At 67.9% G+C, this 13,242-nt stretch carries 13 protein-coding genes; 11 read left to right on the forward strand and 2 right to left on the reverse strand.

Features of this window, described 5'->3' with window-relative positions; genetic code table 11:
• Both ACLMAL_RS20675 and ACLMAL_RS20680 read right to left on the reverse strand, forming a co-directional pair.
• Entirely contained in the window at positions 1-585 is a 585-nt protein-coding gene (locus ACLMAL_RS20675) for a dihydrofolate reductase family protein (protein WP_412000573.1), read from the reverse strand.
• A gap of 109 nt (positions 586-694) precedes the next feature.
• Positions 695-1,498 carry an isocitrate lyase/PEP mutase family protein gene (locus ACLMAL_RS20680; protein ID WP_412000574.1) on the reverse strand — a complete coding sequence of 268 codons (804 nt, stop codon included), beginning with the start codon at positions 1,496-1,498 and terminating at the stop codon, positions 695-697.
• Positions 1,499-1,562: 64 nt separating this feature from the next.
• Here ACLMAL_RS20680 and ACLMAL_RS20685 point away from each other — a divergent pair, with 64 nt between their 5' ends.
• The 11 genes from ACLMAL_RS20685 (at position 1,563) to ACLMAL_RS20735 (ending at position 13,212) form a co-directional block, all read left to right on the forward strand.
• Positions 1,563-2,270, forward strand: a complete 708-nt coding sequence (locus ACLMAL_RS20685) for an ArsR/SmtB family transcription factor (RefSeq protein WP_412000575.1) — start codon at positions 1,563-1,565, stop codon at positions 2,268-2,270.
• Between the two features lie 364 nt (positions 2,271-2,634).
• On the forward strand, positions 2,635-3,693 hold the full coding sequence (gene argC / locus ACLMAL_RS20690; protein WP_328411807.1) for an N-acetyl-gamma-glutamyl-phosphate reductase: 1,059 nt from the start codon (positions 2,635-2,637) through the stop codon (positions 3,691-3,693).
• Positions 3,690-4,922: a bifunctional glutamate N-acetyltransferase/amino-acid acetyltransferase ArgJ gene (gene argJ / locus ACLMAL_RS20695; protein ID WP_412000576.1), complete on the forward strand. Its 1,233-nt coding sequence runs from the start codon at positions 3,690-3,692 to the stop codon at positions 4,920-4,922. The genes argC and argJ overlap by 4 nt, the downstream gene beginning before the upstream one ends.
• On the forward strand, positions 4,919-5,854 hold the full coding sequence (argB, locus tag ACLMAL_RS20700; protein ID WP_328411811.1) for an acetylglutamate kinase: 936 nt from the start codon (positions 4,919-4,921) through the stop codon (positions 5,852-5,854). The genes argJ and argB overlap by 4 nt, the downstream gene beginning before the upstream one ends.
• On the forward strand, positions 5,851-7,089 hold the full coding sequence (locus ACLMAL_RS20705) for an acetylornithine transaminase (protein WP_412000577.1): 1,239 nt from the start codon (positions 5,851-5,853) through the stop codon (positions 7,087-7,089). Before argB ends, ACLMAL_RS20705 begins: the two co-directional genes overlap by 4 nt.
• Positions 7,086-8,027 (forward strand): ornithine carbamoyltransferase, encoded by a 942-nt coding sequence (gene argF / locus ACLMAL_RS20710; protein ID WP_412000578.1) that lies wholly within the window; start codon positions 7,086-7,088, stop codon positions 8,025-8,027. Before ACLMAL_RS20705 ends, argF begins: the two co-directional genes overlap by 4 nt.
• Before the next feature lie 87 nt (positions 8,028-8,114).
• A complete protein-coding gene (locus ACLMAL_RS20715) occupies positions 8,115-8,630 on the forward strand; it encodes an arginine repressor (protein ID WP_328411815.1) in 516 nt (171 codons plus the stop codon).
• Positions 8,631-9,147: 517 nt separating this feature from the next.
• Positions 9,148-10,350: an argininosuccinate synthase gene (locus ACLMAL_RS20720; RefSeq protein WP_412000579.1), complete on the forward strand. Its 1,203-nt coding sequence runs from the start codon at positions 9,148-9,150 to the stop codon at positions 10,348-10,350.
• A 97-nt stretch (positions 10,351-10,447) separates the two neighbouring features.
• Entirely contained in the window at positions 10,448-11,869 is a 1,422-nt protein-coding gene (gene argH / locus ACLMAL_RS20725; protein ID WP_412000580.1) for an argininosuccinate lyase, read from the forward strand.
• Between the two features lie 31 nt (positions 11,870-11,900).
• A complete protein-coding gene (locus ACLMAL_RS20730) occupies positions 11,901-12,203 on the forward strand; it encodes a DMT family transporter (RefSeq protein WP_412000614.1) in 303 nt (100 codons plus the stop codon).
• 229 nt (positions 12,204-12,432) lie between these two features.
• Positions 12,433-13,212 carry an ATP-binding cassette domain-containing protein gene (locus tag ACLMAL_RS20735; RefSeq protein WP_412000615.1) on the forward strand — a complete coding sequence of 260 codons (780 nt, stop codon included), beginning with the start codon at positions 12,433-12,435 and terminating at the stop codon, positions 13,210-13,212.
• The last annotated feature ends 30 nt before the right edge of the window (positions 13,213-13,242 follow it).

A 13,242-nucleotide genomic window follows, 5' to 3' on the forward strand; every position in this document is an offset into this window, starting at 1 on the left:
TCACTTGCGCTGATACGTAGCGATCACGACGCCGGTGGTGGTCGGGATGCACGCGGTGAGCCGAAGTTCGCCGAGATCGGTGCCCTCGAACAACCGCCGTCCGCTGCCGACCAGGATCGGATGGATCATCAGTAGATATTCGTCGACGAGATCTTGCCGCATCAGCGTTTGCAGCAGGTTGCCGCTGCCGAGCACGACCAGGTCACGGTCGGGCTGATCCCGCTGCAGCCCCACTACCGTGCGGACCGCGTCGCCGGGCAGCAGCGTCGAGTTCTGCCAGGGCAGCGGCTCGGTCAGCGTTCGGGACGCGACGAACTTCTCGGTCTTGTCCAGCACCTCGGAGACCGGATTGTCGGTCTGGTGGGGCCAGAATCCGTAGAAGTCCGCATAGGTCCGCCGCCCGAACAGCAGTGCGCCTTGATGGGTGGCCATATGCTCGCCCAGCACCCTGGCCTGCACCGGGTCGTTGTATCGATGGGCCCAACCGCCGTGCCGGAATCCGTCCCGCAGGTCCTCATCGGCACGCCCCGGCGCCTGCATGACTCCGTCGAGGGTGAGGTTTTCGACGGCAATGATCCTGCTCATATCCGCTCCTTCCCAGGTGCCGGCGCGCTGCCGGCCTCACCTCCTACACGAACGGGTCGGCACCGGATCGACATCGCCGGGGATTTTCTTCCGCCGAGTTCGCTCGGTGTCACGCATCAGACGCGGTGATGGCCTGCACCTCCCGATAGGTCGGAACCTCGATGGTGAACGGGCCGTCGTCGCACACCGCGCGGGCGGCGTCGACGACGGCCGCGAGCGCCGTGCGGTACAGCAGTGAGCCGGTGCTGATCCGGCGCACGCCCAACTCGGCGAGGGCCGCGATCGATGGGCCGTTGGCGGCGTACAGGATATTGACGGGCAGCGCGGTCGCGGCGACCAGGCCGGTGATCTCGACCGGGTCGGTCATGCCCGGCACAAAGATGCCGTCGGCACCGGCGTCGGTATACCGGCCGACCCGGGCAAGCGTCGAATCATGTTGCAGCTTAAGCCAATACGTGTCGACGCGAGCGTTGACGAACAGCTCCGGCGTGCGGGCCTTGATCGCGCCGATCAGCTCTGCCTGGTGGCCGGGCTCGGCGAGTGTGCTTTCGGACCGGCCGTCTTCGAGGTTCACTCCGGCGATCCCCAATTCGGCCAACCGGGCGACATAGTCGGCCACTTCGCCGGGGTTCTCGCTGAAGCCGCCTTCGATATCGACGGTCACCGGCACCGCGAGGCGCGCGAGTCGTGTTGCCACCGCAAGTGTTTCGTCGCGGGTGACGCCGGTTCCGTCGGGCAGTCCTGCCGCGACGGCGACCCCGAGGCTGGTGGTGCCGATTGCGGGAAACCCTTCGGCCACCAGCGCCGCCGCGGAGCCGAAGTCCCAGGCGTTCGGCAGTACGAGCGGCTCGTCCCGGTGATGCAGCTCGTGGAAGATTTTCGGCTTGTTCATCGTGGGCTGATCGGCGTTCATGCCGTGACCGTATCCCGCTGTTGTTTCGGTGGCCGCCGAAACAACAGCGCACCATCATGGAGTGGTGCACACCCGAGGAGCCGAACTGGCCGGACTGGCGGTACTGCTCGCCGACCGCACCCGCGCCGACATGTGCCTGGCGATGATCGATGGCCGCGCCTGGACCGCGGGCGAACTGGCGCGCCACGCCGGTGTCGCGCCGTCCACGGCCACCGAACACCTGAACCGGCTACTCGACGGCGGTCTGCTCATCGAACGCCGCCAAGGCCGACACCGCTATGTTCAGCTGGCAAACCCCCAGGTGGCGGAGCTGCTGGAGGCGATGGTTACCCACCTCGACCCGCCGCGCACCGAACTGGCAGGGCTGCGCGCGGCCACCGTCGCTGCCGCGCTCGCGCGCGGCCGCACCTGCTACGACCACCTCGCAGGACGCCTCGGCGTGGCGATCACCGACGCGATGACCACCCGCGGCCTGCTCGACAGTGACAGCGGGTTCGCGCTGACTGCTGCGGGTCTGACCTGGCTCACCGGCCCCATGGGGATCGACCGAGCCTGGCTGCACGCCACCCGCAGGCCCGTCGCCCGACCCTGCCTCGACTGGACCGAGCGACGCACTCACCTCGGCGGCGCCGCCGGAGCGCAGCTGTGCCGCCGTCTTCAGGACCTCGATTGGATCCACCGGGTCGGCAACGGCCGCGCCATCCGTCTCACACACGAGGGCGAATCCGGTCTCGCCGAGACACTCGGAATCGATCCTGCGCCCTTGCGGTAGACCAGACAGGAACCAGCTCACCAGCCACAGGATCGGTGCGGCCGTCCCCGTCCTCGTGCTGTCCGTCGCCGTCGCCGTCGGCCTGCCGGTCTCGGGTACGCGGGTGCTACATCCGGCACGGCGCAAACCTGCCGTCGCTGCTCGAGCGTGCTCAGCCGGCGTTGTATGCGGCGACAGAGGTTTGCCGATCATCGTCGCGGTTACTCAGGTTGCGATGAGCACTGGATTGATGACGCAGGATATGGCCTTCACCTGGTGGCCGCGGGGGCGACCACGTTGCTGATGTTCCCGCTGATCGCGCGATCGATCGGCGGCAAGCCACCCCGTTCATGAATGGGCTTGCATAATCGTGCATAATCATCACATGGTTGATTCAGCGGACGGACCCGTGTTGCGGGTCGCGGTGGCCGGTGCGAGCGGGTACGCGGGCGGCGAGGTGCTGCGCCTTTTGCTCGGGCATCCGGCATACCGCGACGGGCGCCTTGTCATCGGCGCGCTGACCGCAGGGGCGAACGCGGGCAGCGCGCTGGCGGAGCATCAGCCCCATCTGCTGCCGCTGGCCGATCGCGTCCTCGCTCCCACCACCGCCGACGAGCTGGCCGGTCACGACGTGGTGTTCCTCGGGCTGCCACACGGGCAATCCGCCGCCATCGCGCAGCTGCTGCCGGAGTCGACCGTGATCATCGACTGCGGCGCCGACTTCCGGCTGACCGACGCGCAAGCATGGGAGAAGTACTACGGCAGTCCCCACGCGGGCAGCTGGCCATACGGTCTGCCGGAGCTGCCCGGCGGCCGCGAGAAGCTGCGCGGTGCAAGTCGGATCGCCGTCCCCGGGTGCTACCCGACGGTGGCGAGCCTGGCGCTCGCACCGGCGATCGCGGCGGGCATCGTCGAGCCGACGGTGAATGTGGTCGCGGTGAGCGGCACTTCGGGCGCGGGCCGCAAGCTCGACGTCGGCCTGCTCGGGTCCGAGGTCATGGGTTCGGTACGTGCCTACGGCATCGCCGGCGCGCACCGACATACCCCCGAGATTTCGCAGAACCTGAAGGCGGCGGGCGGAACCGATGTCACCGTCTCGTTCACGCCGGTGCTTGCGCCGATGCCGCGCGGCATCCTCGCCACCTGCACCGCACCGACGCGGGTGGACGCCGCGCAGGCCCGCGCGGTCTACGAAAAGGCCTACGCCGACGAACCGTTCGTGCATCTGTTGCCGGAAGGTCAACTGCCGCAGACAGGTTCGGTGCTCGGTTCCAATGCTGTCACGCTGCAGGTCGCGGTGGACACCGACGCGGGCCTGCTCGTGGTGATCGGCGCGATCGATAACTTGACCAAGGGCACCGCGGGCGCCGCGGTGCAATCCATGAATCTGGCCGTCGGATTCGACGAGACCGCAGGACTTTCCACCGTAGGAGTGGCACCGTGACGACAACCGCTGGGACATCGACCGAGGGCTCGGGCGGCAAGCTGGTCCGGACCCAGGGGGTCACCGCACCGCTCGGTTTCCGCGCCGCAGGTATCGCCGCGGGCATCAAGGCCAGCGGGAAACCCGATCTGGCCCTGGTTCTCAACGAGGGACCGGAGTACGCGGCCGCCGGTGTGTTCACCCGCAACCAGGTCAAGGCCGCGCCGGTGCTGTGGTCGCAGCAGGTGCTGGGGTCCGGTCGGCTGCGCGCGGTCATTCTCAACTCCGGCGGCGCCAATGCCTGCACCGGTCCCGGCGGATTCCAGGACACCCATCAGACGGCCGAGGAATTGGCCAAGGCGCTGAGCAATTGGGGCACCGAGACCGGCGCGGGCGAAATCGCCGTCTGCTCGACCGGTTTGATCGGTGACCGGCTCCCGATGGACAAGGTGATTCCCGCGGTCACCGAAATCGTGCACGAGATGGGCGGCGGCCTGTCGGGCGGCCTGGACGCGGCACACGCGATCATGACCACCGATACCGTGCCCAAGGAAGCGGCCTTCCACCATCAGGACAAGTGGAACGTCGGCGGCATGGCCAAGGGCGCAGGCATGCTCGCGCCCTCGCTGGCGACCATGCTGGTCGTGCTCACCACCGATGCCGCGGTGACCGCGGACCAGCTGGATCGGGCGCTGCGCAACGCGACGCGACTCACCTTCGACCGGCTCGACGTCGACGGCTCCTGCTCGACCAACGACACCGTGCTGCTGCTTGCCAACGGCGCGAGCGAGGTCACCCCGTCCCAGGAGGATCTCGACGCCGCGGTGCTCGCGGTCTGCGACGATCTCGCCGCACAGTTGATGGCCGACGCGGAAGGCGTCACCAAGCGTGTGCAGGTCATCGTCTCCGGCGCAGTCAGCGAGGACGAGGCGCTGATCGCCGCGCGCGCCGTGGCCCGCGACAGTCTGGTGAAGACTGCGCTGTTCGGCTCCGACCCGAACTGGGGCCGGGTGCTCGCCGCCGTCGGCATCGCGCCGATCACCCTGGACCCGAACCGGATCTCGGTGTCGTTCAACGGGAACCCGGTGTGCATCGACGGCATCGGTGCGCCGGGCGCGCGCGAGGTCGACCTGTCCGGCATGGACATCGACGTGCACATCGACCTGAACGTCGGTGACGGTACGGCCATGATCCGCACCACCGACCTCTCACACGGCTATGTCGAAGAGAATTCGGCCTATAGCTCATGAGTGGACAAGTGCTCCACGACCTTTCGGCGTTGGACAAGGCACACGTACTGGCCGAGGCGCTGCCGTGGCTGGAGAAGTTCCGCGACAAGATCGTGGTCGTCAAATATGGCGGCAACGCCATGGTCGACGAGGAGCTCAAGCGGGCCTTCGCCGCCGATATGGCGTTCCTGCGCACCGTCGGCGTGCACCCGGTGGTGGTGCACGGTGGCGGGCCACAGATCAGTGCGATGCTGAAAAAGCTCGGCCTGCACGGGGAATTCCGCGGCGGTTTCCGCGTCACCACACCCGAGGTGATGGACGTGGTGCGGATGGTGCTGTTCGGCCAGGTCGGGCGGGAGCTCGTCGGGCTCATCAACGCGCACGGCCCGTATGCGGTCGGCATCTCCGGTGAGGACGCGCGACTGTTCACCGCGACAAGGCGCACCGTCGACATCGACGGCGCACCGACCGACATCGGTCTGGTCGGCGATGTCACCGAGGTGAACCCGGAGGCCGTGCTCGACCTCATCGCCGCAGGCCGCATCCCGGTGGTCTCGACCATCGCGCCCGATGCCGACGGCGTGGTGCACAACATCAACGCCGACACTGCTGCCGCCGCGCTCGCCGAGGGCATCGGCGCCGAGAAATTGGTGGTGTTGACCGACGTCGAGGGCCTGTACACCAACTGGCCGGACCGCGCGTCGCTCACCTCACGCATCGACGCCGACGAGCTCGCGAAGTTGCTTCCGAGTCTGGACGCGGGCATGGTGCCGAAAATGGAAGCCTGCCTGCGCGCCGTCCAGGGGGGAGTGCCGACCGCGCACGTCATCGACGGCCGGGTGCCGCACGCGGTGCTGCTGGAACTGTTCACCGGAGAAGGAATCGGAACGATGGTGTCGCCCGTGCTGTCCAGTTCGGACGGTGCCGGCCCGCCGAACGGAACGAAATCATGAGCGAAGTAGCGAACGAAGTCACCAACACTGCCGCACTACAGCAGCGGTGGTCCGACGCGTTGATGAAGAACTACGGGACGCCCAAGATCGCGCTGGTGCGCGGTGCGGGCGCGGTGGTCTACGACGCGGACGGCAAGCGCTACCTCGACTTCCTGGGCGGCATCGCGGTCAACAGCCTCGGGCACGGCCACCCCGCGATTTTGGAGGCGGTCACCCAGCAGCTCGGCACGCTCGGGCACACATCGAACATCTACGCGAACGAACCCGTGATCGAGCTGGCCGAACGGCTGCTCGCGCATTTCGGTGACGGCGAATTCGGTGACGGGCACGGCCGCGCGTTCTTCTGCAACTCCGGCACCGAAGCCGTCGAGGCCGCGTTCAAAATGGCCAGGCTGACCGGTCGGCGCAAGCTCGTCGCGTGCGAGGAGGCGTTCCACGGCCGGACCATGGGCGCGCTCGCGCTCACCGGTCAGCCGTCGAAGCGGACACCGTTCGAGCCGATGCCGCCCGGCGTCGTGCACGTGCCCTACGGTGATGCGGCGGCCTTGGCGGCCGTGGTGGACGAGGACACGGCCGCGGTCTTCCTCGAACCCATCATGGGGGAGAGCGGCGTCGTCGTGCCGCCCGTCGACTACCTGGTGAAGGCGCGCGAGATCACCGCGCGGCACGGTGCGCTGCTGATCCTCGACGAGGTGCAGACCGGCATCGGACGCTGCGGAAAGTTCTACGCGCATCAGGCTTCCGGCATCGTGCCGGATGTGATCACCCTGGCCAAGGGTCTCGGCGGCGGCCTGCCGATCGGCGCGGTGCTTGCCACCGGCCCGGCCGCCGATCTGCTGACTCCCGGACTGCACGGCACCACTTTCGGCGGTAACGCGGTCTGCGCCGCGGCCGCACTCGCCGTGCTGCGCACTATCGACGAACTGGACCTGCTCTCACATGTCGAGTCGGTCGGCAAGCGGCTCAGCGATGGTATCGAGCTGCTCGAGCACCCGTTGGTCGACCACGTGCGTGGTGCGGGTCTGCTGCTCGGCATTGTGCTCACCGACGACGTCTCGGCCGAGGTCGAGGCCAGGGCGCGGGCGGCGGGCTATCTGGTGAACGCGCCGAAGCCCAACATCATTCGGCTCGCGCCACCGCTGGTCCTCACCGAGACCCAGTCCGACAACTTTGTCGCCGACCTGCCCGACATTCTGGACGGCGCCGCCCAAGATGCGAAGGGAGCCAAGGGATGAGCCTGCGCCACTTCCTACGCGACGACGATGTGACCCCGGTCGAGCAGGCCGAAATCCTCGCGTTGGCCGCCGAACTGAAGAAGGCGCCGTTCTCGCATCGGCCGCTGGCGGGTCCGCGCGGCGTCGGGGTGATCTTCGAGAAGAACTCCACCCGCACCCGGTTCTCCTTCGAAATGGGCATCGCCCAGCTCGGCGGGCACGCGGTCGTCGTCGACGGCCGCGACACCCAGCTCGGGCGCGAGGAGACCCTCGGCGACACCGGCACGGTGCTGTCGCGCTATGTCGACGCCATTGTCTGGCGTACCTTCGAGCAGGTCCGCCTCGACGAAATGGCCGCCACCGCAACGGTTCCGGTGGTGAACGCGCTGTCCAACGAATTCCACCCCTGTCAGGTGCTCGCCGATCTGCAGACGCTCACCGAGCGCAAGGGCAGCCTGGTCGGCCGCAACCTCACCTACTTCGGCGACGGCGCGAACAATATGGCGCACTCGCTGCTGCTGGGCGGCGTCACTGCCGGATTGAACGTCACCATCGCCGCGCCGGCAGGCTTCGAGCCGCTGCCCTGGATTCTGGAGGCCGCCCGCAAACGCGCCGCCGAAACCGGTGCGACCATCACGCTCACCGGCGACCCAGTGGCCGCCGCCGAGGGCGCCGACGCGCTGGTGACCGACACCTGGACCTCGATGGGCCAGGAGAACGACGGTCTCGACCGGGTCGGTCCGTTCCGTCCGTTCCAGCTCAACGAGCAACTGCTCGCCCATGCCGAGTCCGATGCCGTTGTGTTGCACTGCCTGCCCGCCCATCGCGGCGAGGAGATCACCGACGCGGTGCTCGACGGTCCGCACAGCGTCGTCTGGGACGAAGCGGAGAACCGGCTGCACGCGCAGAAGGCGCTGCTGGTGTGGCTGCTGGCCAAGCGCAACGAGGGTGTGGCGTGAGCGAGAGAGTCGTGTTGCAGTGCGCGTCGCCGGCGGGCGTCGACGAGGTGGCATCGTGAGCGAGCGAACCAGGGGCGAGGTGGCGCGATGAGTGTGACCCGCCCGGAACCCGGCAAGCCGGGGCCCGCGATCGCGGGAACCCGCGCCGGACGTCAGTCCCGCATCATCGAACTGCTGCTCGCGCACGCGGTCCGTAGCCAGACCGAGCTCGCCGCGCTGTTGTCGGCCGAGGGCATCGAGACCACCCAGGCCACCCTGTCGCGTGATCTCGACGAACTCGGCGCGGTCAAACTGCGCGCCGCCGACGGCGGCGCGGGCGTCTATGTGGTCCCCGAGGACGGCAGCCCCGTACGCGGCGTCACCGGCGGCACCGACCGCCTCTCGAAGCTCCTCGGCGACCTGCTCGTCTCCACCGATGCCAGCGGCAATATCGCCGTCCTGCGCACTCCACCCGGCGCCGCCCACTACCTGGCCAGTGCCCTGGACCGCGCTGCCCTGCCCTACATAGTCGGCACCATCGCAGGCGACGACACCATCGCCGTCATAGCCCGCGAACCGTTCACCGGCGCCGAACTGGCCGCCAAAATAGAAGAACTCGCCTGACTCTTACGTGTCCGTCGTGAGTGGCACATCGTCGTGGCGACCCGCCGTGCACGCACACCATGGTGTGCCACTCGCCCGCATACCCGGCCGATCGGCCGGGATCTGTGCGGTCGGCTCAGTCGAAGGGATATCGGCCGCCGCCGGGGCTGCCCTGGCCCGGCGGCAGGTGGTGCCGGAAGTGATCAGGTCATCGATGAGCTCGACGATGGCTCGGCCTATGTCCAGCACGCCGTTGTTGGTCCGCGCCGCTTCCCACCCGGTGCGATCGTCGTGCTGCGGCGGCGGCGTGCAATCTGGCAGGCTCGACTCGTCGCATACAGCTCGCGCAACGCGGAATATCTATTTCCGCCGGAAGCGGGCCCGACTCGACCCCGGTTGTGAATGGGCTTGCATAGTCGTGCATAATCATTTGTAGAACGGTGCAGGCTGCCGGGACGTAGGCCCGGCCCCCGAATACGCGCCTGCCGAAGCGGGCACAAGACCACAGACAAGCACGAAATCCGAGGAGCACATAGACATGTCCGAGCGCGTCGTACTCGCCTACTCCGGTGGGCTGGACACCTCCGTCGCGATCAGCTGGATCGCCAAGGAGACCGGTGCCGAGGTGGTGGCCGTCGCCATCGACCTGGGCCAGGGCGGCGAGGACATGAACGTGGTGCGCCAGCGAGCACTGGACTGCGGCGCCGTGGAGGCGATCGTCGTCGATGCACGCGACGAGTTCGCCGACGACTACTGCCTGCCGACCATCCAGGCCAATGCGCTCTACATGAGCCGTTACCCGCTGGTGTCGGCGATCAGCCGCCCGCTGATCGTCAAGCACCTCGTCGAGGCCGCCAAGTTCCACGGCGCGAGCACCGTCGCCCACGGCTGCACCGGAAAGGGCAACGACCAGGTGCGCTTCGAGGTCGGCATCGGCGCGCTCGCGCCCGATCTCAACGTCATCGCCCCGGTCCGGGACTACGCCTGGACCAGGGAGAAGGCCATCGCCTTCGCCGAGGAGAACTCGCTGCCGATCAACGTCACCAAGAAGTCGCCGTTCTCCATCGACCAGAACGTGTTCGGTCGCGCGGTGGAAACCGGCTTCCTCGAAGACCTCTGGAACGCGCCGACCAAGGACGTCTACGACTACACCGCCGACCCGACGGTGAACTTCGAGGCGCCGGACGAACTGATCGTCACCTTCGACAAGGGTGTCCCGGTCGCGATCGACGGCCGGCAGGTCACCGTGCTCGAGGCCATCATCGAGCTGAACCTGCGTGCCGGACGGCAGGGCGTTGGCCGCCTGGACATGGTCGAGGACCGGCTCGTCGGCATCAAGAGCCGCGAGATCTACGAGGCGCCCGGCGCCATCGCCCTGATCACCGCGCACCAGGAGCTCGAGGCCGTCACCGTCGAGCGTGAGCTCGGTCGCTACAAGCGGCAGGTCGAGCAGCGCTGGAGCGAGCTGGTCTACGACGGCCTGTGGTTCTCCCCGCTCAAGCGCGCACTCGACGCCTTCGTCACCGAAACCCAGGAGCACGTCTCCGGCGACATCCGTATGGTGCTGCACGGCGGCTCCGTCGTGGTCAACGGCCGCCGCTCCGAGCAGTCGCTCTACGACTTCAACCTGGCCACCTACGACGAGGGCGACACCTTCGACCAGTCGCTGGCCAAGGGCTTCGTGCAGATCCACGGCCTGTCCTCGAAGGTCGCGGCGCGGCGCGATTTGAATCAGAAGTAGGCGGCCTCGGGGTCGGTGCGCATGCGCCGACCTCGAGGATTGCGTAGCCGGCGCATCCACCGATGATCGACTTCCGACCGTCAGGAGACAGCACACGATGACGCAGAGCGGCAGCACCAACGAAGGGGCGCTCTGGGGCGGACGTTTCGCGTCCGGTCCGGCCGCAGCGATGGCAGCGCTCAGCAAGTCGACGCAGTTCGACTGGGTGCTGGCTCCCTACGATATTCGCGCGTCGAAGGCGCACGCACGGGTGCTGCACAAGGCCGGGCTGCTGTCGGAATCCGATCTCGCCGCGATGCTCGACGGCCTGGATCGCCTTGCCGCCGATGTGGACTCCGGGGCCTACGGACCTGCGGAGTCCGACGAGGATGTGCACGGTGCGCTGGAGCGGGGACTGATCGAGCGGGTCGGCACCGAGCTCGGTGGCAGGCTGCGCGCGGGGCGGTCGCGAAACGACCAGGTGGCCACGCTGTTCCGGATGTGGCTGCGCGACGCGGTCCGTCGGGTCGCGGCCGGTCTGCTCGAGGTGGTCGACGCGCTTGTCGCCCAGGCGGCCGCACACCCCGACGCGGTGATGCCTGGCAAGACGCATCTGCAGGCCGCGCAGCCGGTGCTGCTCGCACATCATCTGCTCGCCCACGCCCATCCGCTGCTGCGCGATATCGACCGGCTGCGTGACTTCGACAAGCGGGCGGCGGTGTCGCCCTACGGTTCCGGGGCGCTGGCAGGTTCCTCGCTCGGTCTGGACCCGGAGGCGATTGCCGCCGAACTGGATTTCGACGCGTCGGCGGCCAATTCGATCGATGCCACCTCCGCCCGCGACTTCGCGGCCGAGGCGGCGTTCGTGCTGGCCATGACCGGTGTCGACCTCAGTCGGATGGCCGAAGAGGTCATTATCTGGAGCACACCGGAATTCGGCTACATCACTCTCGCCGACGCCTGGTCCACCGGATCGTCGATCATGCCGCAGAAGAAGAATCCGGACGTCTCCGAACTCACCCGCGGCAAGGCAGGACGCCTGATCGGCAACCTCACCGGTCTGCTCGCCACCCTCAAAGCGCAACCACTCGCCTACAACCGGGATCTGCAGGAGGACAAGGAACCCCTGTTCGACTCGGTCGCCCAGCTGGAACTGCTGCTGCCTGCCATCGCCGGCCTCGTCTCGACGCTGAGCTTCCACACCGACCGGATGGCCGAACTCGCCCCCGCCGGTTTCACACTCGCGACCGATATTGCCGAATGGCTTGTCCGCCAGGGTGTCCCGTTCCGCGTTGCGCACGAGGCGGCGGGTGGCTGTGTCCGCGCTGCCGAGGCGCGCGGCGTCGGGCTCGACGAGCTGACCGACGCGGAGTTCGCGGCCGTCGACCCGGCACTGACGCCGCAGGTCCGCGAAGTGCTGACAGTGCAGGGGTCGATCGCCTCGCGCAACGCCCGCGGCGGCACGGCAGGTGTCCAGGTCGCGAAGCAGATCGACGAAATCCGCAGCACGGCAGGGGAATTGCGCGGCTGGCTGGCGTGACTGTCGTTACCCCGGTTATCGCGCCGGCTGGCTGGCCATTGCGTCCGAGGTGACCGCGACCGTTTCGCTGAAGATCTCCGAGGGATTCAGCAAGCTCGTGCCCTCGATCATTGTCGTCATCGGTTACGGCGCAGCGTTCTATTTCCTGTCGCAGGCGCTGAAGCGCGGTATGGCGATCGGTGTCGCCTACGGGGTCTGGTCGGCCGTCGGTGTCGCCGCGATCGCCGTCATCGGAGTGCTGTTCTTGGATGAGCGATTGACCGCGGTGCAGATCGGGGGCATCGGCCTGGTGATCCTCGGTGTGCTTGCGCTCGAGCTCGGCGGTGCACACTGATCGGAAATCCGCCGGGGATTCACTGCGCACCACCAGCGACCCACCGAGATCGGCCGGTTGGTGACCCGCGGCGGGTTGCTGAGCGTGAGTGGCGTTGCGCCCTCTGCATTTTCCCGAATACGTCCCGATCGGCAGGGAGCCGAACGTAACATCGGGCGATGGACTGGACGTTTGCTCAGCTGAGTCCACGCGGATGTACCCCATGACCTCGGGCGATGAGGGCGAGGTCATGGGAACGCCGGGCGCTGCCACTGTGGTGCTGGAGGCTGCCGGGCTCGCCAAGCACTACGGCAGCGTGCAGGCATTGCGCGGTGCCAACTTTCAGGCCAAAGCAGGCGAGGTCGTCGCACTCATCGGTGACAACGGTGCGGGCAAGTCGACTCTGGTGAAATGCCTTTCCGGAGCCGAGCAACCAGACGGCGGTACCATCCTGCTCGACGGCAGGCCGGTGCTGCTGCCTACGCCGACCGCCGCGCGGAAGCTCGGTGTGGAAACCGTGTACCAGGATTTGGCGGTGGCCCCCGACCTCGACCCCGCCGCGAACCTGTTCCTCGGCCGCGAACTGCTGCGGCGCGGGCTTGCGGGCAAGCTCGGCATGCTGGACAAATCGGCCATGCGAAGCCGGGCGGTCGACCACTTTCGCCGACTCGGCGTCACCCTGCAGAACACCGACGTGCCGATCGGGTCGCTCTCGGGTGGGCAGCGGCAGAGCGTGGCCGTGGCCAGGGCGGTGATGTGGGCGAGCAAGGTGGTGTTCATGGACGAGCCGACCGCGGCGCTGGGTGTTGTCCAGCGCGAGCGTGTGCTCGACGTCATCCGTCGGGTGCGCGACCAGGGCATCGCGGTCGTGCTCATCAGCCACAACATGCCCGAGGTGCTGGCCGTCGCCGATCGCATCGAGGTGCTGCGGCTGGGTAGACGGGTGGCTCGCTTCACCGCAGCAGAGGTCACCTTGGAGCAGTTGGTCGGTGCGATGACCGGTGCACTGACGCCCGAGGAGGCACCGTGAGGCGCCGCGCAGTGCTCGGAAAGCGAGGGG

The sequence above is a fragment of the Nocardia sp. CWNU-33 genome (assembly GCF_046764895.1).
GTDB lineage: Bacteria > Actinomycetota > Actinomycetes > Mycobacteriales > Mycobacteriaceae > Nocardia.

Excerpts from the sequence above, each read along its gene's own strand:
- ACLMAL_RS20675 (WP_412000573.1), bottom strand. The coding sequence starts at position 585 with ATGAGCAGGATCATTGCCGTCGAAAACCTCACCCTCGACGGAGTCATG.
- ACLMAL_RS20680 (WP_412000574.1), bottom strand. The coding sequence starts at position 1,498 with ATGAACGCCGATCAGCCCACGATGAACAAGCCGAAAATCTTCCACGAG.
- argC (WP_328411807.1), top strand. The coding sequence starts at position 2,635 with ATGGTTGATTCAGCGGACGGACCCGTGTTGCGGGTCGCGGTGGCCGGT.
- argB (WP_328411811.1), top strand. The coding sequence starts at position 4,919 with ATGAGTGGACAAGTGCTCCACGACCTTTCGGCGTTGGACAAGGCACAC.
- ACLMAL_RS20705 (WP_412000577.1), top strand. The coding sequence starts at position 5,851 with ATGAGCGAAGTAGCGAACGAAGTCACCAACACTGCCGCACTACAGCAG.
- argF (WP_412000578.1), top strand. The coding sequence starts at position 7,086 with ATGAGCCTGCGCCACTTCCTACGCGACGACGATGTGACCCCGGTCGAG.
- ACLMAL_RS20715 (WP_328411815.1), top strand. The coding sequence starts at position 8,115 with ATGAGTGTGACCCGCCCGGAACCCGGCAAGCCGGGGCCCGCGATCGCG.
- ACLMAL_RS20720 (WP_412000579.1), top strand. The coding sequence starts at position 9,148 with ATGTCCGAGCGCGTCGTACTCGCCTACTCCGGTGGGCTGGACACCTCC.
- argH (WP_412000580.1), top strand. The coding sequence starts at position 10,448 with ATGACGCAGAGCGGCAGCACCAACGAAGGGGCGCTCTGGGGCGGACGT.
- ACLMAL_RS20735 (WP_412000615.1), top strand. The coding sequence starts at position 12,433 with ATGGGAACGCCGGGCGCTGCCACTGTGGTGCTGGAGGCTGCCGGGCTC.